This is a genomic window from Kitasatospora sp. NPDC056731, from assembly GCF_040687675.1.
Taxonomy (GTDB): Bacteria; Actinomycetota; Actinomycetes; order Streptomycetales; family Streptomycetaceae; genus Kitasatospora.
The window spans coordinates 34,079-60,492 of record NZ_JBFBNR010000013.1 but is presented as its reverse complement, the minus strand read 5'-3'; the positions used below and the strand labels follow the sequence as shown (position 1 = coordinate 60,492).

The following is a 26,414-nucleotide window of genomic DNA, read 5'->3' as shown; positions in this document are numbered from 1 at the left end:
TCACCAAAAGCCCCCGGGCCGCGGTAGCTGCAAGGATGGGGCCCGTGACAGGAGTACTCGTTCTCGCAGGCACCCCCATCGGCGACGTCTCGGACGCCCCGCCCCGGCTGCTCACCGAACTGGCCACGGCGGACGTGATCGCGGCCGAGGACACCCGGCGGCTGCGCCGGCTCACCCAGGCGCTCGGGGTGACCCCGGCCGGGCGGGTGGTCTCCTACTTCGAGGGCAACGAGGTCGGCCGCACCCCCGAACTGGTCGAGGCACTGCTCGGCGGCGCCCGGGTGCTGCTGGTCACCGACGCCGGCATGCCGTCCGTCTCCGACCCCGGCTACCGGCTGGTCGCCGCCGCCGTCGAGGCCGACGTCAAGGTCACCGCGGTGCCCGGGCCGTCCGCCGTGCTCACCGCGCTCGCGCTGTCCGGCCTGCCCGTCGACCGCTTCACCTTCGAGGGCTTCCTGCCGCGCAAGACCGGCGACCGGGCCCGGCAGCTCGCCTCGATCGCGGCCGAGCCGCGCACCATGGTCTTCTTCGAGGCTCCGCACCGGATCGCCGAGGCGCTCGCCGCGATGGCCGAGGCGTTCGGCGCCGACCGGCCCGCCGCCGTCTGCCGCGAGCTCACCAAGACGTACGAGGAGGTGAAGCGCGGGCCCCTCGGCGACCTGGCGGCCTGGGCCGCCGAAGGCGTCAGGGGCGAGATCACCGTCGTCGTCGCGGGCGCCCCGCCGGCGGCGCCGCAGGAGCTCACCCCCGCCGAGCTGGCCCGGCTGGTGGCCGTCCGGGAGGAGGCCGGGGAGCGCCGCAAGGAGGCCATCGCGGCCGTCGCGGCGCAGCTCGCGCTGCCGAAGCGGGAGGTGTTCGACGCGGTGGTGGCGGCCAAGAACGAGGCGAAGAACGAGGCGAAGAACGAGGCGAAGAACGAGGCCGGGGGCGGGGCCGCGAAGGGGGCCGGGAACGGGGCCGGGAAGTAGCGCCGGAAGTGGGCCCGGCGGCGGCCGGGACGGGGCCCTGAAAGAGGGGTGAATTCCGGGGGTTGCGTGACTCCGGGGGAGTCGTACCTTTGAGGGAAGGCCCCGGTAAACGCCCACGGAGCTGAAGATTCGGTCGCGGTTTCCGGAACGATCCAGGCCTTTCGTATAGGAGTTCCCAACCCGCGTCCAACTCTTCACAAGCAGGGCATCGGCCGAGGCCGTCAGGGCATTTCCTGGAATGGAAAGACCCAGCCGGGCGAGCGCCCGGCGGGCGCTGGGAGACGGCTATGAGCGAGATGATCGGTAGCCCCCTCGGTGGCAACGCGCTGAGCGCCCCCGGCCTGGCCGGACGGCCGCACACTCCCGTCGAGACCGTGCGGGAGGCCTACTCCTTCGCCTGCCTGCGATGCGGGTACGGCTGGGAGCAGGCGTACGACATCGAGCACCACGCCGGCAAGGACGGGCACGTCGTGTTCGAATACCACGCCAACGGTGTCCGGGTACCGTCTCCGCTGCTCAAGCCGACCTGCCCGGGGTGTGGCGGACACACCGTCCGGATCATGCGCGAGGGCCGGGTCGCCACCGCCGACCAGTCCTGGCACCACGCCCCCGGCTACCCGGCGCACGCCGAGCCGGCCGGGGCGCCCCCGGTGTCCGACCCGGTGAAGCCGCGCGGACGCTGGGCCCGGTTCTGGTCGCGGCTGCTGGGCTGACCAGCCGACACCGGGAGCGCACGCGGGGGCGCACCGGGGGCCGCCCGCCGCGAGCAGCGCGGCGGGCGGCCCCCGCCGTCGCCGGTCATGCGGTTATCCGGTCGAGGGCTGCGGGCGGGCCCGACTAAGCTTTCCGACCATGGCGGCCACTGCAGACCACAGCACCACCGGGGCGAGCGCCCCGGCGTACTACGTTTCCACCCCGATCTACTACGTCAACGATCGCCCGCACCTGGGCCACGCGTACACCACCGTGGCGGGCGACGTCCTCACCCGCTGGCACCGCCAGCGCGGTGAGAAGGTGTGGTACCTGACCGGCACCGACGAGCACGGTCAGAAGATCATGCGGACCGCCGAGGCCAACGGCGTCAGCCCGCAGGAGTGGTGCGACAAGCTGGTCGAAGAGTCCTGGAAGCCGCTCTGGGAGCACCTGGAGATCGCCAACGACGACTTCATCCGCACCACCCAGCAGCGCCACACCGACCGCGTGCAGGAGTTCGTCCAGGACCTGTATGACAAGGACGAGATCTACAAGGGCGGCTACTCCGGCCCGTACTGCGTCGGCTGCGAGGAGTTCAAGCTCCCGGCCGAACTGCTCGACGGCGCCACCGAGGACGAGAAGCTCTGCGCCGTGCACAAGCGGCCGGTCGAATGGCTGGAGGAGGAGAACTACTTCTTCCGCCTCTCCGCCTACGGCCCGAAGCTGCTGGAGTTCTACGCCGCCAACCCGGACTTCATCCAGCCGGCCTCGGCCCGCAACGAGGTGCTGCGCTTCGTCGAGCAGGACCTGAAGGACCTCTCGATCTCCCGCTCCACCTTCAACTGGGGCGTCCCGCTGCCCTGGGACGAGAAGCACGTCCTGTACGTGTGGGTGGACGCGCTGCAGAACTACATCACCGCGGCCGGCTACGGCAGCGACCCGGAGCGCTTCGCCGAACTGTGGCCGGCCTCCGTCCACCTGGTGGGCAAGGACATCCTGCGCTTCCACGCGGTGATCTGGCCCGCCATGCTGATGGCCGCGGGCCTGCCGCTGCCCAAGCGGGTCGTCGCCAACGGCTGGCTGATGGTCGGCGGCGAGAAGATGTCCAAGTCCAACCTGACCGGCATCTCGCCCACCGACCTCACCTCGCACTTCGGCGTGGACGCCTACCGCTACTACTTCCTGCGGGCGATCCCCTTCGGCACCGACGGCTCGTTCTCCTGGGAGGACTTCACCGCCCGGTACACCTCCGAACTCGCCAACGACTTCGGCAACCTGGCCTCCCGGGTCGCCGCCATGGTCGGCAAGTACTTCGACGGCGCGCTGCCGGCCGCCGCCGCCCCCGGTGACGCCGAGCAGGCCATCGCGGACGGTCTCGCCACGGCCCTCGCCACCGCCGACCGGAAGATCGGCGAGGAGCTGGACTTCGCCGGCGGCCTCGCGGCGATCTTCGAGTTCGTCAAGCAGGTCAACGGCTACCTCACCGAGCAGGAGCCGTGGAAGGTGGCCAAGGACGACTCGGAGCAGGGCCGCGCCCGCCTCGCCACCATCCTCTACACCGCCGCCGAGGCGCTGCGCGGCACCGCCGTCATGCTCAACCCGGTGATGCCGTCCACCGCCGAGAAGCTGTGGACCTCGCTCGGCGCCGAGGCCGGCCTCGGCGCGCTCGCCGCCCAGACCATCGCCACCACCGCCGACTGGGGCCGGCTGCCCGCCGGCAGCACCGTCACCAAGGGCGAGATCCTGTTCCCGCGCCTCGAAGAGAAGCCCGCCTCCTGATGTCTGCCAAGGACGACGCCCGGTCGACCCCGCCGCCACTGCCGCAACCCCTGGCCGTGGCGGTGGCCGACTCGCACACCCACCTCGACATGCAGGCCGGCACCCCGGCCGAGGGACTGGCCCGGGCCGCCTCGGTCGGAGTCACCACGGTCGTCCAGGTGGGCTGCGACGTGCCCGGCTCGCGCTGGGCCGCCGAACTGGCGGCCCAGTACGAGCAGGTGCACGCGGCCGTCGCCCTGCACCCCAACGAGGCGCCGCGGATCTTCCTCGGCGACGCGGACGGCTGGTCCGGCCAGCAGCGGAAGGCGGGCGGCGAGGCCGCGCTGGAGGAGGCCCTCGCCGAGATCGACCGGCTCGCCGCCCTCCCGCAGGTCCGCGCCGTCGGCGAGACCGGCCTCGACTACTTCCGCACCGGCCCCGAGGGCGTCGAGATCCAGAAGGAGTCGTTCCGCCGCCACATCGAGATCGCCAAGCGGCACGACAAGGCCCTGGTCATCCACGACCGCGACGCCCACGAGGACGTCATCGCCGTCCTGCTGGCGGAAGGCGCCCCCGAGCGGACGGTCTTCCACTGCTACTCCGGCGACGCCGAGATGGCCAAGGTCTGCGCCGAACACGGCTGGTACCTGTCTTTCGCCGGCCCGGTCACCTTCAAGGCCAACCAGCCGCTGCGCGACGCCCTCGCCGCCACCCCCCTCGACCGCGTCCTGGTCGAGACCGACGCGCCCTTCCTCACCCCCCACCCCTACCGCGGCCGGCCCAACGCCCCGTATCTCATCCCGGTCACCGTCCGCTCGATGGCCGACACGCTGGGGCTGCACGAGGACGAGCTGTCCACGGCGATCGCGGAGAACACGGCCCGGGCCTTCGGGTACTGAGCCGGTCGAACGAAAGTCGGATTCCGGCGGAACGATTCGGCACTCCCGGCTGCTTCTTAGGCTGACTAGCATGAGTGCAGTGAGGGAGGTGGCGATGACCGCCGAGCCGATCGACTGGATGCATCCGCCGTCCCAGGGCTGGACGTACGAGCAGGTCAAGGACCTCGACCTGCCGTTCGATTGGGAACTGGTGGACGGAGCCGTCGTGGTTCGAGGGATGGCGAAGTGGTGGCATGACCAGGTGCGCGATCAGCTGCTCATCAGGTTGTCCGGCGCGCGGACCACGCCTTACGTCGTGAATACCGAGCGCTGCGTCCTGCTTGACGAATACAACACCTCCAAGCCCGACGTCGTCGTCATCGACAAGACCGGCCTCGATTTCTTCGAGCTGGAGTGCACCCCGCCCGAGTCGGTGGTCCTGGCGGTCGAGGTCGTATCACCCGGATCCAGGGTCGCCGACCGCATTCGCAAGCCCGGCCAGTACGCCGAGAAGAAGATCCCGTACTACTGGCGGGTCGAGCGCGGCCTCGACAACCTGCCGATCGTGCACGAGTTCCACCGGGACGACGAGAAGGGCGTCTACCTGCCCGTCGCCCAGCACGAAGGCGTGCTCCGCACCTCGGTGCCGTACCCCGTCGAGATCGACCTCGCCGAGGTCGTCGAACTCTGAGGGCCCCGCGCGCCCGTATCCTTGGCGCGTGAGCACCACCGACCCCACCCCTGACAGCCACCTGCTGGGCGCCGCCGACATTCGGGAGCTGGCGGCCGCGTTCGGCGTGAAGCCGACCAAGCAGCGCGGGCAGAACTTCGTCATCGACGGCAACACCGTGCGGCGGATCGTCCGGGCAGGCGGGGTGACGGCCGAGGACGCGGTGGTCGAGGTCGGGCCCGGACTCGGGTCGCTGACGCTGGCGCTGCTGGAGGTGGCCGCGCACGTCACGGCGGTGGAGATCGACCCGGTGCTGGCACAGCACCTGCCGGCGACCGTCGCGGCCCGGATGCCCGGCAAGGTCGACAGCTTCGACCTGGTGTTCAGCGACGCCATGGAGGTCACCGAGCTGCCCGGGCCGGCGCCGACCGCGCTGGTCGCCAACCTGCCGTACAACGTGGCCGTGCCCGTCCTGCTGCACATGCTGGCGACCTTCCCCAGCATCGAGCGCACCCTGGTGATGGTGCAGGCCGAGGTCGCCGACCGGCTCGCCGCCAAGCCCGGCAACAAGGTGTACGGCGTCCCGTCCGTCAAGGCCAACTGGTACGCCGACGTGAAGCGGTCCGGCGCCATCGGCCGGAACGTGTTCTGGCCCGCCCCCAACGTCGACTCCGGGCTGGTCTCGCTGATCCGCCGCGAGCCGCCGAAGACCACCGCCAGCCGCAGGGAGGTGTTCGCCGTCGTCGACGCCGCGTTCGCCCAGCGGCGCAAGACCCTGCGCGCCGCGCTGGCCGGCTGGGCCGGCTCCGCCGCCGGGGCCGAGCAGGCGCTCGCGGCCGCCGGGATCGACCACAAGCTGCGCGGCGAGATGCTCACGGTGGAGCAGTTCGCCGCGATCGCCGAGCACAAGCCGGAGATTGCCGAGCACAAGCCGGAGATCGCCGAGCGCGAGCCCGAGATCGCCGAGCACGAGCCGGAGGCGGACTCCCAGTGATCACCGTGCGGGTTCCGGCGAAGGTCAACGCCCAGCTCGGGGTGGGCGGACTGCGCGCCGACGGGTTCCACGACCTGGCCAACGTGTTCTTCGCCGTCGCTCTCGGCGACGAGGTCACCGCCACGGCGGGGGAGGGCGTCACGCTCTCCTGCACCGGGCCGGACGCCCACGTCGTACCGCTCGACGACAGCAACCTCGCCGCCCGCGCCGCCCGCCTGCTCGCCGCCCACCACGGCATCGCCGAACCCAGCGTGCACCTGCACATCGCCAAGGCCATCCCGGTCGCCGGCGGCATGGCCGGCGGCAGTGCCGACGGGGCCGCCGCGCTGGTCGCCTGCGACGCGCTCTGGCAGCTCGACACCCCCCTCGACACCCTCCTGGAGCTGGCCGCCGAACTCGGCTCCGACGTGCCGTTCGCCCTGCTCGGCGGCGTTGCGCTGGGCCTCGGCCGGGGCGAGATCCTGCAACCGCTCACCGTCGACGGCACCTTCCACTGGGTGTTCGCGGTCGCCGACGGCGGCCTCTCCACCCCCGCCGTCTTCCGCGAGTGCGACCGCCTGCGCGAGGAAGCTGGCACCGGCTCCAGCGACACCGACGTCCGCACCCCCGACGCCGACCCCGCGCTGCTCGCCGCCCTCGCCCAGGGCGATGCCGTCGCCCTGGCCGCCGCCCTCGCCAACGACCTCCAGCCCGCCGCCCTCTCGCTGCGCCCCGCGCTCGCCGCCACCCTGCGGGCCGGCACCGAGGCCGGCGCGCTCGGCGCCCTCGTCTCCGGCTCGGGGCCGACCTGCGCGTTCCTCGTCAAGGACGCCGACGCGGCCGCCGCCGTCGCCGAGGCGCTGCGGGCCTCCGGCACCTGCCGGACCGCGCACGCCACGTACGGGCCGGTGCCGGGGGCGTCGCTCGTGCCGTAGGGACCCCGCCAACGTTTCTAAGGGCTTCGCCGGTACGGGGCCCGCCGGTTCGGGCCCCCGCCACCGCGGGCGGTGAGGGCGCTTCGGCGGGCCCATTAGGCTGGGGAGATCGGGGCGTCCCCGACAGGGGTGCCCGGCCGCGACCGGCGGGCCGCCCCGAGACCGCCAATCCCAGGAGCGCAGCAGACGTGGCCGTCAACCTCGCCACCATCGAGTCCGTCACGAAGGTCTACGGCACCCGCGCCCTCCTGGACGGAGTCAGCCTCGGCGTCAGCGAAGGCGACCGGATCGGCGTCGTCGGACGCAACGGGGACGGCAAGACCACCCTGATCCGGATGCTCGCCAAGCTGGAGGAGGTCGACAGCGGCCGGATCACCTGGAACGGCGGCCTCCAGCTGGCCGTCCTCACCCAGCACGACTCGCTCGACCCGACGGCCACCATCCGGCACGAGGTGATCGCCGACCGGGCCGACCACGAGTGGCTCGGCGACGCCCGCATCCGCGACATCGTCGAGGGCCTCTTCGGCGGCCTCGACCTGCCCGGCTTCGCCGACGGCCTCGACACCGTCATCGGCCCGCTCTCCGGCGGCGAGCGCCGCCGGATCGCCCTCGCCAAGCTGCTCCTCGGCTCGCCCGACCTGATCGTCCTCGACGAGCCCACCAACCACCTCGACGTCGAGGGCATCAACTGGCTCGCCCAGCACCTGCAGAAGCGCCGCTCCGCGCTGGTCTGCGTCACCCACGACCGCTGGTTCCTCGACCAGGTCAGCACCCGGATGTGGGACGTCCAGGGCGGCGCCGTGCACGAGTACGAGGGCGGCTACTCCGACTACGTCTTCGCCCGCGCCGAGCGCTCCCGGATCGAGGCCGTCGAGGAGCAGAAGCGCCAGAACCTCGCCCGCAAGGAACTCGCCTGGCTGCGCCGCGGCGCCCCCGCCCGCACCTCCAAGCCGCGCTACCGGATCGAGGCCGCCAACGCCCTGATCGCCGACGTGCCGGAGCCCCGGGACCGGTCCGAGCTGATGAAGTTCGCCAACGCGCGACTGGGCAGGACCGTCTTCGACCTGGAAGGCGTCACCGTCAAGGCCGGCCCCAAGCTGCTGCTGGAGAACCTCACCTGGCAGCTCGGCCCCGGCGAGCGGATCGGCCTGCTCGGCGTCAACGGCGCCGGCAAGACCTCGCTGCTGCGCGCCCTGCGCGACGCGTACGCCTCCGAGGGCGACGTGCAGCCCGCGTCGGGTCTGATCAAGGTCGGCAAGACGGTGCGGCTCGCCTACCTGTCGCAGGAGGTCGTCGAACTGGACCCGGCCATCCGGGTGCTTCAGGCCGTCGAACAGGTCCGCTCGCGCGTCGACCTCGGCAAGGGCCGGGAGATGAGCGCCGGCCAGCTGTGCGAGCAGTTCGGCTTCGGCAAGGACAAGCAGTGGACGCCCGTCGGCGACCTGTCCGGCGGCGAGCGGCGGCGGCTCCAGCTGCTGCGCCTGCTGATGGACGAGCCCAACGTGCTCTTCCTCGACGAGCCCACCAACGACCTCGACATCGAGACCCTCAACCAGCTGGAGGACCTGCTCGACGGCTGGCCCGGCTCGATGATCGTCATCAGCCACGACCGGTTCTTCATCGAGCGGACCACCGACGTCGTCCACGCGCTGCTCGGCGACCAGAAGATGCGGATGCTGCCGGGCGGCGTCGACGAGTACCTGGAGCGGCGGGCGCGGATGGCCGCCTCGATCGCCGCCGCCGCTTCGGCCGCCTCGGGTGCTTCGACCGCCTCGGCTGCTTCGGCCGCGGCATCGGGCGGCTCGGACGCCGGGACCGCCGCGTCGGCCCTGTCGGGCGGCGACCTGCGGGCGGCGAAGAAGGAGATGCAGAAGATGGAGCGGCAGATCGCCAAGCTGGACCAGAAGGAGTCCAAGCTGCACGCCCAACTCGCCGAGCACGCCGCCGACTTCTCCAAGGTCGCGGAGCTGGACGCGCAGCTGCGCGCCGTCCGGGAGGAGAAGGAGGAGCTGGAGCTGAGCTGGCTGGAGCTGGCCGAGCAGGTCTGAGTTCTGGTCGGAGTCCTGGCCGGTGCCGGGATCCCGTTCGGGCCCTACCGGGCCAGCAGGGCCTCCAACTCGTCCGCCGCACGGCCCAGCGCACTGCGCGCCGGGTCGTGCGGCGCCGTCGGGCGGGCCGCCGCCCCGGTCGGCGGGCGGTGCTCGCGGGCCGCGGCCGTCAGCTCGTCCAGCGCCCGGCGCACCCGCCCCACCTCCGCCGGATCCGGCACCCGGCCGCCGTACCGCAGCTGCGCCGCGAACGCCGCCACCGCGCCGCCCAGCCGCTCCAACGCCGCCGTCGCCGGCAGCCACTGCTCCGCCAGCCGCCCCGTCGGCGGCGGCTCGGCCAGCCCCTGCCGCACCTCCTGGCGGGCGTCCTCCAACGCTCGGTACGCCGTGCGGCGCAGCCACACCTCGGCCCGGCCCGCGTCCCCGGTGACCGCGTCCAGATAGGCCCGCAGCGCGGTGGCCGCGTCCACCAGCCGGGGCTCGATCCGGTGCCGCGGACGCTCCGGCCACAGCAGATAGCCGAAGAGCAGCACGATCGCGCTCGCGAGCACCGTGTCCAGCACCCGCGGCCAGAACTCGGCCGCGCTGCTCTGCCCGCCCAACTGGAGCAGGATCAACGCCATCGGCGTCATCGCCACCGTGTTCAGCCCGTAGTGCGCCGCCGTCACGTACGGCAACAGGGCCACGCAGAACGCGGCGATCGCCGTCAGTACCCACGCGTCGGTCGTGAGCGACACCACGGCTGCCGTGACCGCCACCCCGAGCACCGTGCCGATCGAGCGGCTCACCGCCCGCAGGAACACCGAACCGAGATCCGGCTTCAACACGAAGGCGATCGTCATCGGCACCCAGTAGCTCTTGCTGAGCGGGTAGCTGGCCGTCACCGCCGAACCGACCGCGATGCACAACGCCACCCGCAGCCCGTACCGGACCGAACCGCGCGACAGCAGCCGCACCCGCAGCCGCCACGGATCGGGCGGCGGCGCCGGGGCGGTAGCGACCTCCGCCTCCCGGCCGGCCACGGTGTCGGCCGCCGCGCGCAGCGCCACGTCCAGGGCCTGCCGGGACGGCGTGTCCGGCCGCCACTGTGGAACGGTGACCTCGCCGCCGCCCCGCCGGACCGCGTCCGCCAACCGGAGCGGCACCTCCGCGACCTCGGGCGGCACCGGCCGCCACGCCCACAACAGGCCCGTCGCCGCCTCGGTGGCGGCCAACGCCGCCTCGTACATCCGGCGCAGCCGAACCGTACGGGCGGACTCCGACCCCGGGCGGCGCGGTCGCGGGAGGAGGTCCTGCAACTGGTTCAACCGGGCCGTCAACACCTGGCGCGAAGCCGCGCCCTGCGGCGTGCCCAGATCGGCCAGCGTCCGGCCGAACGCCTCGTACGCGGCCGCCAGCGCACGGTTGCGCGGATCCGAGGCGGGGCGGCGGTGCGCGCCCCCCGGCAGACCCAGCACCACCACGAACGCGGCACCCGCCAGCATCATCGGCGCCGCCGCCCACCACGGATCCGGCAACGGCATCCCGCTGCCCAACGCCGCCGACACCAGCAGCAGCATCCCCGCCGCCGAACCCCGCGGACCCGTCGCACTCAGCGCGCCGGACGCGAACGCCGTGAACGTGAGCGCCGCACCGAGCGCGACCGCCGACACGTGCACGTGCTGGAGGGAAGTGCCGATCAGCATGCCGAGCGCCGAAGCCAGCACCGCCGACGCGATCCGGGGCACCCGCAGGCCACTCGGCTCCGCGCGGTCGTTCATCGTCGCGTGCATCGCGCCCAGACCGGCGAACACCCCCAGATCCAGCCGGTGCGCCAGCAGCCCCGCGGCCAGCGGCACCGCCATGCCCACAGCCGCGCGAGCCATCAGCGCCAGCGGCAACGGCGGCCGGGAAGGACGGGCGGCACGGGCCCACCAGGAGGGGGCGGACTCGTCTGCGGGCATCAGGTCACGTCCGTTCTGCGGCCAGGGGACGCTGCTGTGCGACATTGCGCGGCAGATGGGGGCGTACCCGGTCCAACCGGGCGACGCCAGTCTACCGGGGCCCGGCACGGCACCCCCGAGGGCCGCACGTGTCAAGTTCGTACCGATCCCGCACAGGCGGGCCAAGGGCCCTGCCAGCCCGACAGAGGCGGTGGCTACGATTGCGGAGGCGGAAACCGCCCCCAGGGCGGGCGGTGCACCGACCAGCACTGTACGACCGAGAAGTTGACGGTATGTTGCGGAGCGGCGGCCCCGGGGTTACCCCGAACCACCGCCCGTACGGGGGAGAGGTGAACTGCTATGGCAGGAGAGGTTCCACCGAACACGGGGGCCAGTCCGGACACGTCCGGTGACGTCACGCCATTTATGCTCAGCCACATGATGGGGTTCGGCCCCCTCGTCAGCACCGTGCAGACGAACGTCAGCGCCGCCGACCTGGTGTCCGCCTTCGGCAAGAAGGACGTCAAGGTCGAGCTCGACACGCTCACCGCGTTCGCCAAGAAGATCGAAGCCCTGCTCCAGGCCATGGAAGGCTCCCCGGCGGCCCCGTACAAACTCCAGGAACAGAAGCTGACCGGCGGAAGCTTCGCCAGCGCGGAGTTCGCCGAAGCAACGGCCCTGACCGCGGCCTACGACAAGGTGCACACCCAGCTCGTCAAGCTGCACAAGGACTTCGTGTCGCAGATCGAGGCGATGAAGACCGCGGTCGCAGCGACAGCGGGCAACTACTCGGCCAACGAGGACGACACGACGGCCGCGCAGAACGCCGTCGCGAAGAACGCGGGCGGCACCACGCCGGCGCGGGCCGACTCGACGTTCTGATGGCTGCGCCAGGAGAGACCTACGGGGAAACGGGGAGTAAGTAGTGGCAGGCGGAACGAACTTCGAGAGCTACGAGCACGACAAGCTGCGGAAGATGGTCGACAGCACGGACCCTTCAAAGGTCCTGAGCCGAGGCACCCAGCTGCAGTCGGCCGGCCGTGTCCTGAAGGAACTGAGCGCGGCACTCAAGTCGCACATCGACCAGGTCCACTGGGAAGGCCCCGCCGCCGAGAGCTTCAAGACCTGGGCCGGGAACCTGCATCAGTCCGCCGGGCTGCTCGGTGACTACTCCAAGACCGCCGGCGAAGCCATGCACCAGGCCGGTGAAGCGCTCAGCACCGCAAAGTCCGCTGTGCCCGAACCGCCGCACACGGAGATCGCGACGGTCACCAAGCGCAACAGCCAGACGGTCTACATGCCCTCAAGCGTGCAGCTCGCGGTCGGTCAGTCCGTCGACGATTACATGAAGACGGTCAACAAGGGCTGGGTCACTGGGACCGAGGCCGCCCAGGCCCAGGCGAAGGTCCAGAAGGAGCACCAGGAAGCCGTCCTCCAGATGGAGAAGCTCGCGCAGGCGTACGACGCGGCGACGACGAAACTGGCCGGGCTTGGGCCAGTGGACCTCCCAGGGACGCCTGGCAGTAAGGACAGGAGCACAGACTCGGTGTACACGGGCGGTGGCGGCAACGGAGGCGGCTCCGGTGGCTCCCTCCGAAGCCCTCGTTCGGGCGGTGGTCCCAGCAGCGGTGGGAGTTACCGCCTGTCCGGCGGCAGCTACAGCGGCGGCTCGGTCGCGATTCACAACCCCAGGTCGGACTCGCAGGTGCCGAGCGAGCCGGGACACGGCGACCCGATTCCGCCGCGAAGCGGTGGCCAGGTGCCATCGACGCCAGTGGACCCGGGCTCCTCGACGCCGCCCTTCGTGCCGTCGGAACCCGTCCACCGTCCCGGTACCGACCTCGACAGCCTGCCGACCCTGCCAGGTCAGACCGGCCCGCTCGGCCCCAGTGGTGGTGGAAGCCTTCCGCCTGACGGTCCGAGTGGGATTCCCGGATACCCGAGTGGCCCCGGTGGTACCCCGGGATATCCGGGTGGCGGCCCGGTGACCGGTTTCCCGGTCGGGGCCGGCGGCGGCTCGATCCCGGCCAAGGGTGGTGGCGGATCCGTCTCAAGCAAGGGCGGAGGATCGATCCCCGCCCGTACGGCTCCGTTCGGCGGTGGCTCGGTGCCGGGAAAGTCCGGTGGCAGCCCGGGTCTGCCCAGCGGGACGGTCTTCGGCGCCCGTGAGGCCCAGGCGGGCCGGGCGGGCCGGGCGGGAGCGGCCGGCAGCGCGGGTGGGGTGGGCGGCGGCATGCATCCGGGGATGGGTGGTGGTTCCGGAGCCGTTGGTTCGGGCGGCAGCTCGCGGAGCCGGGGCCTGACCTCGACCGGAGGAGGGGCGGTCGGCGGCCGCAAGGGACCGGCTGCCGGCGGGGAGTTCACGCCGGGTGGTACGGGTCTGCGCAACCGGGCGGCTGCTGCGGGAGCCGTTGAGGGCGAAGCCCGATCGGGGCAGAACGGCATGATGGCCCCTGGAACGGCGGGTCACTCCGGGCGGAACGAACGCGATCGCCGCAAGCGGGCCGATTACCTCCACGAGGACGAGGAGACCTGGACTAGTGGTACGCCGCACAGCAACCCGGACGTGATTGAGTAGGACGGCAACGACTGCCCGGCCACTGGGCTCTCCCGGTGGCCGGGCAGACCTGTTCGGGGCGTATTTCTCGATCGACGGGAACTGACGAGGGGTTGTGATGGGGCGGAAACGAGTGCGTCAGCGTGTGTTTGCAGCGTCGCTCCTGGCTGCGGGAATCATGGTCGGCCCGGTTGCAGTTCCTGCGATTGCCGACGATTCGATCCGTGCCGATCAGTGGCACCTGGATGCCATGCATGCACCGGAGATGTGGAAGATCTCCAAGGGTGAAGGCGTCACTGTTGCTGTGATCGACGGCGGCTTCAGGCTGGATCATCCAGACCTGGCCGGACAATTTCTTCCGGGGAAAGACTTCAGCGGTAGCCCTGGGGGGATCGGTTCCTACGATAACGGGCATGGTACAGAGATGGCCAGCCTCATTGCAGGGACGGGCAAGAATCGAGGGGGTAGTGGGGCCTACGGCCTTGCGCCCAGTTCCAGAATTCTTCCACTGAAGATCAATAACGGGTCTGCGGGTTCGGTTACCACCGCCGATTTTCTCGACCAGATTGGGCAGGCTGTTGCTTATGCGGTCGACCAGGGGGCCCGGGTAATCAACATCTCGCAGGGTACGGCTGCTGTGGCGGCATCCCCGGAGGATGTAGCCAAGTTGAATGGAATTCTCGCGACTGCGAGGAAAAAGGGATCCCTGGTGGTCTCCAGCGTCGGAAATTCGGCACAGTCGGGGAATCTGATTGAATATCCGGGCGCTCTGCCTAATGTCGTCGGAGTTGGAGCCGTCGACCACAATGGAACCGTGACATCGGAGTCTCAGATGGGCCCGCAGGTCGCCCTTGTAGCTCCAGGCATGGACATGATTGAAGCCTGCACCTCTTCCACGGGCTACTGCAAGAGTCACGGAACGTCCGACGCGACCGCCCTGGTTTCCGCTTCGGCTGCATTGGTGTGGTCGGTGCATCCGGACTGGACGGCCAATCAAATTCTGCGGGTTCTCATCAACACGGCGGGCAAGTCGAGCGATGGGGCCATTCGAAACAACGATGCCGGTTATGGAGCGGTCAGGCCGCGGATCGCGCTGACGAGTCCTGGCGACCCGGGGCCGGCGGACGTGTCGCCGATCCCGGTTCCAGAGGCCTCGGTGTCGGCCGCTCCGTCGCCCTCGGCGAGCCCGTCGGCTGGTGCGTCGTCGGCTCCGAGTTCGGCGGCTCCGAGTCCGAGTGATGTGGCCGTGGGGGCGCCGCCAGTGGAGCCGACGGCGGAGAAGTCCGCTGGTTCGGGTGGTGCGTTGCCGGTCGTGGCCGGTGTGGTGGGTGGGTTGGTGCTGGTCGCCGGTGTGGTGTTCGTCGTGCTGCGGCGGCGGAAGGCCAGCGGACAGCCTGTGGTGCCGCCGGGGGAGAACCCTTACGTGCGGTGATCTGGGCGCCTGCGCTGGTGCGCGCCGCGGGTGTTGAGCCGGGGGCGCGTGGGGTGGGGGTGTGCGCGGGGGTCACTCGGGTGGGGGCTGGTGGCGGGGCGGGCTGGTGTCCAGGGTGGTGGTATGGATGCGGAGGAAGCCCGGCGGGCGGGGCAGTTGAGGCGTGCGGCGGCTGCGGCGCTGATCGGTACGGCGATCGAGTTCTACGACTTCTTTTTGTACGGGACGGCGGCGGCCTTGGTGTTCGGGTCGGTGTTCTTTCCTGAACTGGGCACGGTGGGGGCGCTGTTGGCGGCGTTCTCGGTGTACGCGGTGGCGTTCTTGGCCCGGCCGCTGGGGGCGGTGGTGTTCGGGCATTTCGGGGACCGGGTGGGGCGGAAGGCGACGCTGGTGGTGTCGCTGTTGTTGATGGGGCTGTCGACGGCGGCGGTGGGGGTGTTGCCGGGGTTCGGGTCGTGGGGGTGGTGGGCGCCGGTGGCCCTGGTGGTGTTGAGGGTGTGCCAGGGCGTGGGGTTGGGCGGGGAGTGGGGCGGGGCGGCGCTGCTGATCGCGGAGAACGCGCCGGCCGGGCGGCGGGGGCGGTACGGGGCGTTCCTGCAGTTGGGGCCGACGAGCGGGTTCGTGTTGGCGAACGGGGTGTTCCTGGCGGTCCAACTCGGCCTGGACGGGCGGGCGTTCCGGGAGTGGGGCTGGCGGGTGCCGTTCCTGGCGTCGTTGGGGCTGGTGGCGGTGGGGCTGTTCGTGCGGCTGCGGTTGGAGGAGACGCCGCTGTTCCGGCCGGACGAGCCGAGGGACCGGGCGCCGGTGGTGGAGGTGTTGCGCGGGCACTGGCGCACGGTGCTGCTGGGCTGTGGGGCGATCACCGTGGGGTACGCGCTGTTCTACCTGACCACGACGTACGCGTTGGCGTACGCGACGTCCGGGCTCGGGGTGGCGAGTTCGCTGGTGTTGGTGATGCTGTTGGTAGGCGCGCTGGGCATGGGAGTGACGGTGTGGGTGAGCGCGTCGCGCAGTGACGGGTGGGGGCGGCGGCGGACGCTGTGCTGGGCGACGGGTCTGGCGGCGGGGTGGTCGCTGGTGCTGTTCCCGCTGTTGGAGACGGTGCGCCGGCCGTTGATGTTCGTGGCGCTGGCGGGTGCGCTGGTGGTGCTGGGGTGCCTGATGGGGCCGGTGGCGGCGTTCCTGCCGGAGTTGTTCCCGACCCGGGTGCGGTACACGGGTGCCGCGTTGACGTACAACCTGGGCGGCGTGGTGGGCGGGGCGACGACGCCGCTGGTGGCGACGCGGCTGACGGAGGCGTACGGGACGGCGGAGCCGGTCGGCTGGTACCTGGTGGGGTTGGGCGTGGTGGCGCTGGGCTGCCTGTGGCTGCTGCCGGAGACCGGCGGCGCGGAGTTGGGGGCGGTGGACGGCGGACGCCGCCGGGCGCCCCTCCTGGGGGTGGACCCGGCGGCGTAGGTGCCGACCGTGCGGTGCGGTCAGCCGGCGAGGGCGGCGCGGCCGGCCAGCACGACGGCGGTGTGCTGGGCGACCCGCTCGCCGAGGTACTCGGCGGTCGCGACGTCGGCCTTGTGCACGGCCTCGGGGCCGGCGTCGGACGGGCTGGAGGCGGCGGCGCCGTTGAAGAAGCCGAGGCGGTTGAGGTCGTTCTCGGTGGCGGTGGTGGCGTTCCAGCCGGGCTTGAGGCCGAGGTTGACCCAGCTCATGGCGTGCTGGGCGGCGAGGGTCTGGAAGAAGCCGAGGGTGCCGGCCTTGTCGCCGCTCTTGGAGGCGGAGTTGGTGAAGCCGGCGGCGACCTTGTCCCGCCAGGCGTCGGAGAACCAGCGCTTGCTGGTGGCCTCGGCGAAGACGTGGAAGGCGCCGGAGGCGGTGCCCATGTAGGTGGGGGAGCCGAAGACGATCGCGTCGGCGGCGTCGAGCTGGGCCCACTGCTCGTCGGTGATGGTGTCGACGGCGATCGAGACGACCTCGGCGCTGGCAGCGGCGGCGCCGCGGGCGACGGCCTCGGCGATGACGGCGGTGTGGCCGTAGCCGGAGTGGTAGGCGAGGGCGACGGTCGGGCGGATGGCGGTCATACGGGGGCACTCCTGTACGGGAACGGGTGCGGGCAGGGGCAAGGCAAGGCAAGGCAAGGCAAGGCAAGGACAAGCCGAGGAGCGACGGCGGGGCGTGCTGTCGCACCTCGACCCGCCGGCTTGGTCTCCAATATAGACCAAGTCTCCATTGGTTACCAAGGGTGGATTGGAGACCGCGGGGCTACCCTGGACGGCATGACGACGGAGGAAGCGGCCCGGGTGGAGAGCGGCACCGGGCGGCAGGGGCAGGAGCCGGAGGGCGGGCAGGACCGGGAGCAGGAGCTCGACGTCTTCGCCCAGCTCTGTCCCAGCCGCGCGATGTTCGCCGAACTGGCCGACAAGTGGTCGATGTTGATCCTGATGAGCCTCGCCGCCTGCGGGCAGCAGCGGTTCTCCGAACTGCAGCGCGGCGTCGGCGGGGTCAGTCGCAAGATGCTCACCCAGTCGCTGCGCAGCCTGGAGCGCAGCGGACTGGTGCGCCGCACCGTGTTCCCGGAGACACCGCCGCGGGTGGTCTACGACCTGCTGCCGCTCGGCCGGGAGCTGGCCGTGCTGCTGGCGCCGCTCGGCCGGTGGACGGAGCAGCGAACCGGGCAGATGCTGGCCGCCCGCGAGGAGTTCGACGAGACGCACGCCGAAGGCTGACCGCGCGCGTACCGAAGGCCGGTCGCGAGCGCACCGAAGGCTGACCAGGCCCGTGCCGAGGGTCGGGCGCCCGCCCGCCGGGGGTCGGTCCGGCATGCGCCGGGGCCGCGGAGCCGATTTCCCTTCCGGGCCGCCAGCCGTGTAATGTCTTCCTTGTTCGACCGGCCCGGTGAAAGCCCGGCAAGCCCCTATAGCTCAGTCGGTAGAGCGTCTCCATGGTAAGGAGAAGGTCTGCGGTTCGATTCCGCATGGGGGCTCCATTCGAAGGCCCTCGCTTCATGGCGAGGGCCTTTTGCTGTTCCCCGATCAGGCCGCCCGGTCCAAGAGGGCGGCCCCGTGCGGCGGCCGAACGCGGCGGCCTAGCGGGTCGGGTACGGAATGCGCTGTGATGGTGCGTCATCGGCCGCCCGCCCATGGGGTGCGGGCGCGAGCCGAACCCCGACCGGGAGGGCGTCATGGGCGTTCGACTCGTGGTGGTCGACGATCACCGGCTGTTGGCCGAGGCGCTGGCCACGGCGTTGCAGCTGCGCGGCCACCGGGTGCTCGCGGTCGGCTGCCCGGCCGGGGTCGCGGCTGATCTGGTGGTCGGTCGGCGGCCGGAGGTGTGTCTGCTGGGGGTGGCCGCGCCGAGTGAGCCGGCGGCTTTCGACGGGCTGCGCCGGATCCGCCGGGAGCGCCCCGAGGTGGCTGTGATCGTGCTCGGGCCGGTGGGTGAACTGCGCGGTGTGGCGGGGGCGTTCGCGGCCGGGGCGGCGGGGTACGTGCCGAGCGACGAGCGGATCGGGGTGGTCGAGCGGGCGATCGGGCGGGCTCGGGCGGGCGAGGCGGCGGTGGCCGTGGACGTGCTGCGCGGGGCCTTCGACCAGTTGCTGCGGCCGGTCGCCGAGCCGGACGACGAGGCGGTGCGGCTGCTGCGGTTGCTGACCCGTCGTGAGGTGCAGGTGCTGGCCCGGATCGCGGACGGGGAGGACACGGCGGCGATCGCCGCCGGGATGCGGATCGCCGCGAGCACCGCCCGGACGCACGTCCAGCGGGTGCTGATGAAGCTCGGTGCGCGGACCCGGCTGGAGGCGGCCGCGGTGGCGGCCCGTACCGGGCTGCTGGAGCGGATGGCCGGCGGCTGAGGGGGGCTCGGGTTTCGTGAAACCGGTTCCCGGGTGGCCCGTTCACGTGGTCCTGGGCACTCCGGCGGGCAGGGAGAATAGCCTCAGTCGTACACACGTCATCGACGGCCGCCGCTGATCCGGCGGACCGTCGCCCGCTGGAGGTCTCATCATGAGTAAGTACCTGGTCACGGGTGGCGCCGGCTACGTCGGCAGCGTGGTGGCCGCCCACCTGCTGGAGGCGGGGCACCAGGTGACCGTCCTGGACGATCTCTCCACCGGTTTCCGTGAGGGCGTCCCGGTCGGTGCCGAGTTCGTCGAGGGTCGGGTCCAGGAGGCCGGCCGGGTGCTGGACGGTTCCTTCGACGGCGTGCTGCACTTCGCCGCCTCCTCGCAGGTCGGCGAGTCGGTCGTGGATCCGGAGAAGTACTGGCGCAACAACGTGGCGGGGTCGCTGGAACTGGTCGCGGCGATGCGCGCGGCGGGTGTGCGCAAGCTGGTGTTCTCGTCCACCGCCGCCGTCTACGGCGAGCCGGAGGTCGTGCCGATCGCGGAGACCGCCCGCACCTCGCCGACCAACGCCTACGGCGCCACCAAGCTCGCCGTGGACCACCTGATCACCAGCGAGGCCGTCGCGCACGGGCTGGCCGCCGTCTCGCTGCGCTACTTCAACGTGGCCGGTGCGTACGGCGCGTACGGGGAGCGCCACGACCCCGAGTCGCACCTGATCCCGCTGGTGTTCCAGGCGGCGCTGGGTCAGCGCCCGCACATCGCGGTGTACGGCGAGGACTACCCGACCCCGGACGGCACCTGCATCCGCGACTACATCCACGTCGCGGACCTGGCCGACGCGCACCTGCTGGCGCTGGACGCGGCCAAGCCGGGCGAGCACCTGATCTGCAACCTGGGCAACGGCAGCGGCTTCTCGGTGCGCGAGGTGATCGAGTCGGTCCGGCGCGTCACCGGCCGGGAGATCCCGGTGCAGGCGGCCGGCCGCCGGGCCGGCGACCCGGCCGTGCTGGTGGCCTCGGCCGCCCGCGCCCACGAGGCGCTGGGCTGGACGCCGCGCCGCCCGAACCTGGACGACATCGTCGCCGACGCCTGGAAGTTCGCCCTGGAGAAGCACGGCCAGTAGGCCGCAGGACCCCGCAGGCGCCGCTCCCGGAGGTTCGGGGGGCGGCGCCTCGGCGTTGCCCGCTTCGACCGGTGATGGCGTGAAATCCCGCCACTCGCGTACCTCCTGACGAAACTTCACCAAACCGCCACGAGGGGGTTTCCCGGCCCGTACGCTGAGTGCGGCACCGGTGGGGGCCGGCGCCCTTTTTCGGCCTCACCGGCCACCGGTGGGCGGGCGGATTGACGGGCCCGGACCGCGGGTGCCGGGGCCGGTCCCCGCCCCCGGGCTCGGGCCGGTCTGAGCAGGGGGGTAGTGACGATGGGGCGGATCCGCGTCCTGGTGGTCGACGACCACCGGATCTTCGCCGAGGCCCTGGCCGCGGCGCTCGCCGCCGAGCCCGACGTGGAGGTGGGGGCGGCCGGCAGCGGGGCCGCCGCCGAGCGGGCGCTGGAGCGTGCCGCCGTCGAGGGGCGGGCCTTCGACGTGGTTCTGATCGACGCCGACCTGGGGGCCGAGGGCGTCGCTTCGGCGGGTGCCCGGAGCCGGCCCGGCCCGGACGCGGCCGACGCGGCCCGGCGGCGGCTGGCCCCGGCGGTGCCGCCGCCCCGCCACCCGGTCGGCCCGCCGGTGGTGCCGTCCGGCGGGCGCTCGGTGGACCTGCTGCGCCCGGGTGGGCGCGGCGCGGAGTCGGCCCGCTCCGACGCGTACCGGGCCGACCAGCTCAGAACCGCGCCTCCGGCACCGGACGGCATCACCCTGCTCGCCCGGGTCCGCCGCGCCCATCCGGGCCTGCGGGCGGTCGTGCTGGCCGCCGCCGACGATCCGCACCGCGCCGCCCGGGCCCTGCACGCGGGTGCCACCGGCTGGGTGGCCAAGGAGAGTTCGCTGGCTCGGCTGCTCGCCGTGGTCCGGGGGGTGCTGCGGGACGAGACGCACCTGCCGCCCGCGCTGCTGACCGGGGTGATCCGCGAGCTGACCACCGCCCGGCGGGACCGCACCGAGAGCGAGCGGCTGGTCGACACCCTGACCCCGCGGGAGAAGCAGATCCTGCGCTGCATGGTGGCGGGCCTGGGTCGGCAGGCGGTCGCGGAGCGGCTCTACCTGTCGCCGCACACCGTCCGGACGCACATGCAGAACGTGCTCGGCAAGCTCGGGGTGCACTCCACGCTGGCCGCGGTCGCGGTGGCCCGCCGGGCCGGGGTCAGCCCGGCCGAGCCGGCCCTGCCGGCGCCGCCGTCCATCGTGACCGCGGTGGACCGGACGTGAGCTCCGGGGCCCGGATCAGCCCGGGATGTTGTCGAACGGGGCGACCAGCTGCCGCAGGAGCGCGGCGAGTTCGCCCCGCTGGCCGGAGCTGAGCTGGGCGAGCAGTTCGCGTTCGTGCGCGAGCAGTCCGGCGAGTGCCTGGTCGGCGCGGTCGCGGCCGTCGTCGGTGAGCCGGACGAGCACGCCGCGCCGGTCGTCCGGGTCGGGCAGGCGCTTGACCAGGCCCTTGCCGGTGAGGCGGTCGATGCGGTTGGTCATGGTGCCGGAGGTGACCAGGGTCTGGGTGAGCAGCTGGCCGGGGGAGAGCTGGTAGGGGGAGCCGGCCCGGCGCAGGGCGGTCAGGACGTCGAACTCCCAGGGCTCCAGCCCGTGCTCGGCGAAGGCGGTGCGGCGGGCGCGGTCGAGGTGCCGGGCGAGCCTGCTGACCCGGCTGAGTACCTCCAGCGGCTCCACGTCGAGGTCGGGGCGCTCTCGGCGCCACGCTGCGACCAGCCTGTCGACCTCGTCCTCCATGACGATCAGTGTATCGGTGGATGTGTCGATGTGAAGTCTCTTGACGTCGAGAAATGTGCCAGCAAGGCTACCTGGGATATCTTGATGTCGAGATACTTGCGAGGTGGACCATGACCAGTCCCGCCTGGGACCCGGCGCAGTACCTGCGCTTCGCGGACGAACGCACCCGTCCGCTGCGCGACCTGCTCGCCCGCGTCCCCGCCCTCCCGAACCCGGGCGATCCCGTGATCCTCGACATCGGCTGCGGCCCCGGCAACTCCACCGCCGTGCTGCGCGCACGCTGGCCGCACGCCCGCCTCACCGGCGTCGACAACTCCGCCCCGATGCTCGCCACCGCCCGCACCGACGGTGAGCCCACCGCCGACTACCTGCTCGCCGACGCCCGCGACTACGACCCGGCCCCGGCCGGACCCGACCTGATCGTCTCCAACGCCACGCTGCAGTGGATCGACGGCCACCTCGACCTCGTCCCGCGCTGGGCCGGCGCCCTGCGGCCCGGCGGTACCGTCGCCTTCCAGGTCCCCGGCAACTTCGACGCCCCCAGCCACACCCTGCTCGCCGAACTCCGGCGCAGCCCCCGCTGGCGCGGCCTCCTCGGCGACGACGCCGCCAGGGCCGGCGTCCACCCGCCCGAGCGCTACCTGGACGCCCTCACCGCCGCCGGCTGCACGCCCGACGTCTGGGAGACCACCTACCGCACCCTGCTCCCGGGCCCGGACCCGGTCCTCGCCTGGGTCAAGGGCACCGCCCTGCGCCCCGTCCTCACCCGGCTGACCGACCCCGGCCGCCAAGCCGCCTTCCTCGCCGAGTACGGGGCGCTCCTGCGCGAGGCCTACCCGGCCGGACCGCACGGCACCGTCTTCCCGTTCCGGCGGATCTTCGCCGTCGGAACCAGGGTCTGATGCGGGGCGGGAGGGCCTGATGCGGGGCGGGAGGGCCGTCGGTCCTTCCGCCCGCAGGTCAGTCCTTGCGCCCGCCGACCAGCCTCGGGTGCCGCTCCAGGCCCTCCAGCCCGTGCCAGGCCAGGTTCACCAGGTGCGCCGCGACCTGCGCCTTGTCCGGCTTGCGGACCTCCAGCCACCACTGCCCGGTCAGTGCCACCATGCCGACCAGCATCTGCGAGTACATCGGGGCCAGTCGCGCGTCGAAGCCCCGGGACTTGAACTCCAGGCCGAGGATGTCCTCCACCTGCGTCGCGATGTCGCTGATCAGTGACGCGAAGGTGCCGGTCGACTGGGCCACCGGGGAGTCCCGGACCAGGATCCGGAAGCCGTCCGTCGAGGTGTCGATGTAGTCCATCAGCGCGAACGCGGCCTGCTCCAGCAGCTCCCGCGAGTGCCCGCCGGTCAGCGCCCCCGTGACCATGTCCAGCAGCAGCTGCATCTCGCGGTCCACCACCACCGCGTACAGCCCCTCCTTGCCGCCGAAGTGCTCGTACACCACCGGCTTCGACACCCCGGCCCGCTCGGCGATCTCCTCCACCGAGGTGCCGTCGTAGCCGCGCTCCGCGAACACCGTCCGCCCGATCTCCAGCAGCTGCTCCCGCCGTTGCTTGCCGGTCATCCGGACCCGCCCGCCCCGGCGGCGCGGCGCCGGGGCGGGCGCACCTCCCGAGGCGCCCCCGCCCGCCGGTGCAGCGGTTCGCGGACGGGCCGGCGCCGCGTCGGGCGCCGCGTCCGTCCGCGTGCTCTGGTGGCCGCCTGTGCTGTCTGCGCTGCTCCCGTTCACCCCTACATCATGCTGGAAGCGACGACTCATGCGGCGCGGCGGGCGGCGATCCGTTGTGCGTCCGGCCAACGGACGTCCCGGACCCAGCCGGCCAGCTCGAACCAGCGGATCAGCCGGGCCGAGGAGTCGATCTGCCCGCGCAGGACCCCGTGCCGGGCGGCGGTCGGGTCCGCGTGGTGCAGGTTGTGCCAGGACTCGCCGCAGGAGAGCACCGCCAGCCACCAGACGTTGCCCGAGCGGTCCCGGGAGCGGAACGGGCGGCGGCCGACGGCGTGGCAGATCGAGTTGATCGACCAGGTGACGTGGTGCAGCAGGGCCACCCGGACCAGCGATCCCCAGAAGAAGGCGGACAGCGCGCCCGACCAGGACAGCGTCACCAGCCCGCCGACCAGCGGGGGGAGCAGCAGCGAGATCATGGTCCAGAGCCAGAACAGCCGGGAGATCCGCCGTATGGCCGGATCGCGGACGAGGTCCGGCGCGTACGTGAGCTGCGGGGTCTGCTCCTCGTCGAACATCCAGCCCATGTGCGCCCACCACAGGCCCTTGAGCAGGGCCGGGAGGCTCTCCCCGTAGCGCCACGGCGAGTGCGGGTCGCCGTCCTTGTCGCTGAACCGGTGGTGCTTGCGGTGGTCGGCCACCCAGCGCACCAGCGGGCCCTCGACCGCCAGGCTGCCGGCGATCGCGAGGGCGAGCCGCATCGGGCGGTTGGCCTTGAACGCGCTGTGGGTGAAGTAGCGGTGGTAGCCGACGGTGATGCCGTGGCAGGTGAGGAAGTACATGGCGACGGTGATCGCCGCGTCCGTCCATCCCAGTCCCCACCCCCAGGCCACCGGCACGGCGGCCAGCAGCGCGGTGAACGGCAGGAGGATGAACAGCCCGAGCGCGAGCCGTTCGGCGAGGCCCTGCTTCTCCCCGCCGCGGGTGGCGGACAGCCGGGTGGCGGCGGTGTCGGTGGGATCGGGGGATTCGGGGGGAAGCGCGGCGTTCCCCGCGCTCGGCTCGCCGGCCTTGGTGGTCATGGGCGTCCCTTTGCGGCATCTCTGTGCGGGAGGGAGGAGCGGAGGCTACGTTGGCGTAACCTACGGCATCGTAGGTTACGCTCCGTGGCGAAGGGAACACGCCGCCGCACGGCGCTTGAGTGAATTCACCCGACTGGATGGATGAACCGGCGGCCCGGCTTGTTCGACCGTTTCCGGCGGATCGGGGCCTGCGGATCGCGGCAGTTGATACCCATGGCAGGGTCGACTCGGGTAGGGTCTGAGCAACCATCCGCCGTGGTGTAATGGCAGCACAGGGCCCTTTGGAGGCCTTTGTCTGGGTTCGAATCCTAGCGGCGGAGCCTCTGCACGCCTCAGGTTCGGGCGTACCGCCGAACCGCCGGTATTGTCGGTGCTGCTCGGCGGACTGTGCGAATGGCGACCGGCCTCGGTCCGGTCCGGGCCCGTTCTGCCCGCTCTGTGAACCGACCGAGGAGCCTCCCCGCATGGGTGCCAATTCGCTTGCCGCCGTTGTCGTGCTCGCCGCCGGTGGCGGGACCCGGATGAAGTCGAACAAGCTGCCCAAGGTGCTGCACGAGGTCTGCGGCCGGTCGCTGGTGGGTCATGCCGTCTCGGCGGCCCGCGAACTGACGCCGGAACAGCTCGTCGTGGTGGTCGGACACCAGCGGGACCAGGTCCAGGAGCACCTCGCGGCGCACTACCCGGCGGCCCGCCCGGTGGTGCAGGAGGACCAGAAGGGCACCGGGCACGCGGTGCGCACGGCGCTGGAGGCGCTGGCCGCCGACGGCGTGGTGCTGGACGGCACGGTGATCGTGACCGCCGGGGACTCCCCGCTGCTGACCGGGGACACGCTGCGTCGCCTGGCGAAGGCCCACGCCGCCCAGGACAACGGGGTCACCGTGCTGACCGCGGTCGTCCCCGAGCCCTTCGGCTACGGCCGGATCCTGCGGGACGAGGACGGCACCGTCGCCGCGATCGTCGAGGAGCGGGACGCCACCGCCGTCCAGCGCTCGATCGCCGAGATCAACTCGGGCGTCTTCGCCTTCGACGCCAAGCTGCTGGTCGAGGCGCTGGCCGAGCTCACCACGGACAACTCGCAGGGCGAGGAGTACCTCACCGACACCCTGGAGATTCTGCGCACCGCCGGGCACCGGGTGGGCGCCGTGGTCGCGGAGGACCACCGGGACATCCTGGGCATCAACGACCGGGTGCAGCTCGCGCAGGCCCGCCGGCTGCTGAACGACCGCCTGCTGGAGCGGGCGATGCGGGCCGGCGTCACCGTGGTGGACCCGGCGACCACCTGGATCGACGTGCAGGTGACGTACGAGCCGGACGCCCTCGTGCTGCCGAACACCCAGCTGCAGGGCGCCACCCACCTGGGCGAGGGCTGCGAGGTCGGCCCGAACTCGACCCTGACCGACACCCTGATCGGCGCCGGCGCCCGTGTGAGCAACACCACGGCGGACCGCGCCGAGGTGGGCGAGCTGGCCACCGCCGGCCCGTACGCCTACCTGCGGCCGGGGGCCAAGCTGGCCCGCAAGGCGAAGGTCGGCACCTACGTCGAGGTGAAGAACTCCGAGCTGGGCGAGGGCGCCAAGGTGCCGCACCTCTCCTACATCGGGGACACCACGATCGGCGAGGGCACCAACGTCGGCGCGGCCTCCGTCACCGTGAACTACGACGGCGTCAACAAGCACCGCACGGTGATCGGTGCGCACTGCCGCACCGGCTCCGACAACATGTTCATCGCCCCGGTGACGATCGGGGACGGCGCCTACACCGCGGCCGGTTCGGTCATCACCACCGACGTCCCGCCGGGCGCGCTCGGAGTGAGCCGGGCGCACCAGCGCAACATCGAGGGCTGGGTGGAGCGCAAGCGCCCGGGGACCACCTCCGCGCAGGCCGCGAAGGCTGCGACGGACGGGGCCGCGGACGCCTGACGGGGCGGGCGGGAGCCCGAGGGCGGTCCCGGGGCGGACGGTTTCTGCGTGGGCGCGTAACCTTGGGGACATACGTGCGCCACTGGGCTTACGGCCCGTGTCCAGGCGTACCGACAATTCCCCCGACCCCTCGTGCGAGCCGGCTGCGCCTGCCCGCACGGGACGACGGGGTTCAGCGTCAGCAACGCGAGGAGA

Annotated in this window: 23 protein-coding genes and 2 tRNA genes; 20 read left to right on the top strand and 5 right to left on the bottom strand. The window is 72.2% G+C overall.

Features of this window, described 5'->3' with window-relative positions:
* Positions 1–44 precede the first annotated feature (44 nt).
* From rsmI to AB0R04_RS16075, 8 genes are all read left to right on the top strand, one after another.
* Positions 45–968: a 16S rRNA (cytidine(1402)-2'-O)-methyltransferase gene (rsmI, locus tag AB0R04_RS16110; RefSeq protein ID WP_363371539.1), complete on the top strand. Its 924-nt coding sequence runs from the start codon at positions 45–47 to the stop codon at positions 966–968.
* A gap of 287 nt (positions 969–1,255) precedes the next feature.
* A complete protein-coding gene (locus tag AB0R04_RS16105; protein ID WP_350877715.1) occupies positions 1,256–1,681 on the top strand; it encodes a hypothetical protein in 426 nt (141 codons plus the stop codon).
* A gap of 139 nt (positions 1,682–1,820) precedes the next feature.
* Entirely contained in the window at positions 1,821–3,440 is a 1,620-nt protein-coding gene (gene metG, locus AB0R04_RS16100) for a methionine--tRNA ligase (protein ID WP_363371538.1), read from the top strand.
* Positions 3,440–4,318, top strand: a complete 879-nt coding sequence (locus AB0R04_RS16095) for a TatD family hydrolase (RefSeq protein ID WP_363371536.1) — start codon at positions 3,440–3,442, stop codon at positions 4,316–4,318. Before metG ends, AB0R04_RS16095 begins: the two co-directional genes overlap by 1 nt.
* 70 nt (positions 4,319–4,388) lie before the next feature.
* Positions 4,389–4,988 carry a Uma2 family endonuclease gene (locus AB0R04_RS16090; RefSeq protein ID WP_363371535.1) on the top strand — a complete coding sequence of 200 codons (600 nt, stop codon included), beginning with the start codon at positions 4,389–4,391 and terminating at the stop codon, positions 4,986–4,988.
* A gap of 28 nt (positions 4,989–5,016) precedes the next feature.
* Entirely contained in the window at positions 5,017–5,961 is a 945-nt protein-coding gene (gene rsmA / locus AB0R04_RS16085) for a 16S rRNA (adenine(1518)-N(6)/adenine(1519)-N(6))-dimethyltransferase RsmA (RefSeq protein WP_363371533.1), read from the top strand.
* Positions 5,958–6,875 carry a 4-(cytidine 5'-diphospho)-2-C-methyl-D-erythritol kinase gene (locus AB0R04_RS16080; RefSeq protein ID WP_363371531.1) on the top strand — a complete coding sequence of 306 codons (918 nt, stop codon included), beginning with the start codon at positions 5,958–5,960 and terminating at the stop codon, positions 6,873–6,875. The genes rsmA and AB0R04_RS16080 overlap by 4 nt, the downstream gene beginning before the upstream one ends.
* Positions 6,876–7,063: 188 nt before the next feature.
* Entirely contained in the window at positions 7,064–8,923 is a 1,860-nt protein-coding gene (locus tag AB0R04_RS16075; protein WP_363371530.1) for an ABC-F family ATP-binding cassette domain-containing protein, read from the top strand.
* Between the two features lie 44 nt (positions 8,924–8,967).
* Here AB0R04_RS16075 and AB0R04_RS16070 read toward each other — a convergent pair whose 3' ends face one another.
* Positions 8,968–10,866 carry an FUSC family protein gene (locus AB0R04_RS16070; protein ID WP_363371529.1) on the bottom strand — a complete coding sequence of 633 codons (1,899 nt, stop codon included), beginning with the start codon at positions 10,864–10,866 and terminating at the stop codon, positions 8,968–8,970.
* 417 nt (positions 10,867–11,283) lie between these two features.
* Here AB0R04_RS16070 and AB0R04_RS16065 point away from each other — a divergent pair, with 417 nt between their 5' ends.
* From AB0R04_RS16065 to AB0R04_RS16050, 4 genes are all read left to right on the top strand, one after another.
* On the top strand, positions 11,284–11,727 hold the full coding sequence (locus tag AB0R04_RS16065) for a hypothetical protein (protein ID WP_363371527.1): 444 nt from the start codon (positions 11,284–11,286) through the stop codon (positions 11,725–11,727).
* A 43-nt stretch (positions 11,728–11,770) separates the two neighbouring features.
* Positions 11,771–13,423, top strand: a complete 1,653-nt coding sequence (locus tag AB0R04_RS16060) for a hypothetical protein (protein ID WP_363371525.1) — start codon at positions 11,771–11,773, stop codon at positions 13,421–13,423.
* Between the two features lie 112 nt (positions 13,424–13,535).
* Positions 13,536–14,834, top strand: coding sequence for a type VII secretion-associated serine protease mycosin (mycP, locus tag AB0R04_RS16055; RefSeq protein WP_363371524.1), 1,299 nt, complete (start codon positions 13,536–13,538; stop codon positions 14,832–14,834).
* A 123-nt stretch (positions 14,835–14,957) separates the two neighbouring features.
* Positions 14,958–16,292, top strand: coding sequence for an MFS transporter (locus AB0R04_RS16050; protein WP_363371522.1), 1,335 nt, complete (start codon positions 14,958–14,960; stop codon positions 16,290–16,292).
* Between the two features lie 20 nt (positions 16,293–16,312).
* Here the strand turns inward: AB0R04_RS16050 and AB0R04_RS16045 are convergent, their stop codons facing one another.
* On the bottom strand, positions 16,313–16,909 hold the full coding sequence (locus AB0R04_RS16045) for a flavodoxin family protein (RefSeq protein WP_363371521.1): 597 nt from the start codon (positions 16,907–16,909) through the stop codon (positions 16,313–16,315).
* Positions 16,910–17,104: 195 nt separating this feature from the next.
* On the opposite strand from AB0R04_RS16045, the gene AB0R04_RS16040 reads away from it, so the two are divergent.
* The 5 genes from AB0R04_RS16040 to AB0R04_RS16020 all read left to right on the top strand — a co-directional run bounded on the left by AB0R04_RS16040 (position 17,105) and on the right by AB0R04_RS16020 (position 21,040).
* Complete coding sequence (locus AB0R04_RS16040) at positions 17,105–17,554, top strand: helix-turn-helix domain-containing protein (protein ID WP_363371519.1); 450 nt, start codon at positions 17,105–17,107, stop codon at positions 17,552–17,554.
* A gap of 184 nt (positions 17,555–17,738) precedes the next feature.
* Positions 17,739–17,814 (top strand) — tRNA-Thr (locus AB0R04_RS16035).
* A gap of 195 nt (positions 17,815–18,009) precedes the next feature.
* Positions 18,010–18,678 carry a LuxR C-terminal-related transcriptional regulator gene (locus AB0R04_RS16030; protein ID WP_063348056.1) on the top strand — a complete coding sequence of 223 codons (669 nt, stop codon included), beginning with the start codon at positions 18,010–18,012 and terminating at the stop codon, positions 18,676–18,678.
* A 151-nt stretch (positions 18,679–18,829) separates the two neighbouring features.
* Positions 18,830–19,792, top strand: a complete 963-nt coding sequence (galE, locus tag AB0R04_RS16025; RefSeq protein ID WP_063348055.1) for a UDP-glucose 4-epimerase GalE — start codon at positions 18,830–18,832, stop codon at positions 19,790–19,792.
* 300 nt (positions 19,793–20,092) lie between these two features.
* The gene (locus AB0R04_RS16020) at positions 20,093–21,040 is read left to right on the top strand and encodes a response regulator transcription factor (RefSeq protein ID WP_063348054.1); all 948 of its coding nucleotides are present in this window, start codon (positions 20,093–20,095) and stop codon (positions 21,038–21,040) included.
* A gap of 15 nt (positions 21,041–21,055) precedes the next feature.
* On the opposite strand, the gene AB0R04_RS16015 is transcribed toward AB0R04_RS16020, so the two are convergent.
* Positions 21,056–21,553, bottom strand: coding sequence for a MarR family transcriptional regulator (locus tag AB0R04_RS16015; RefSeq protein ID WP_188307908.1), 498 nt, complete (start codon positions 21,551–21,553; stop codon positions 21,056–21,058).
* A 110-nt stretch (positions 21,554–21,663) separates the two neighbouring features.
* On the opposite strand from AB0R04_RS16015, the gene AB0R04_RS16010 reads away from it, so the two are divergent.
* Positions 21,664–22,455, top strand: a complete 792-nt coding sequence (locus AB0R04_RS16010) for a methyltransferase domain-containing protein (protein WP_363371517.1) — start codon at positions 21,664–21,666, stop codon at positions 22,453–22,455.
* A 58-nt stretch (positions 22,456–22,513) separates the two neighbouring features.
* On the opposite strand, the gene AB0R04_RS16005 is transcribed toward AB0R04_RS16010, so the two are convergent.
* Complete coding sequence (locus AB0R04_RS16005; protein WP_063348051.1) at positions 22,514–23,116, bottom strand: TetR/AcrR family transcriptional regulator; 603 nt, start codon at positions 23,114–23,116, stop codon at positions 22,514–22,516.
* 191 nt (positions 23,117–23,307) lie between these two features.
* On the bottom strand, positions 23,308–24,300 hold the full coding sequence (locus AB0R04_RS16000; RefSeq protein ID WP_363371515.1) for an acyl-CoA desaturase: 993 nt from the start codon (positions 24,298–24,300) through the stop codon (positions 23,308–23,310).
* 249 nt (positions 24,301–24,549) lie between these two features.
* On the opposite strand from AB0R04_RS16000, the gene AB0R04_RS15995 reads away from it, so the two are divergent.
* Positions 24,550–24,620 (top strand) — tRNA-Gln (locus AB0R04_RS15995).
* A gap of 144 nt (positions 24,621–24,764) precedes the next feature.
* Positions 24,765–26,219, top strand: a complete 1,455-nt coding sequence (glmU, locus tag AB0R04_RS15990) for a bifunctional UDP-N-acetylglucosamine diphosphorylase/glucosamine-1-phosphate N-acetyltransferase GlmU (protein ID WP_363371513.1) — start codon at positions 24,765–24,767, stop codon at positions 26,217–26,219.
* Positions 26,220–26,414 lie beyond the last annotated feature (195 nt).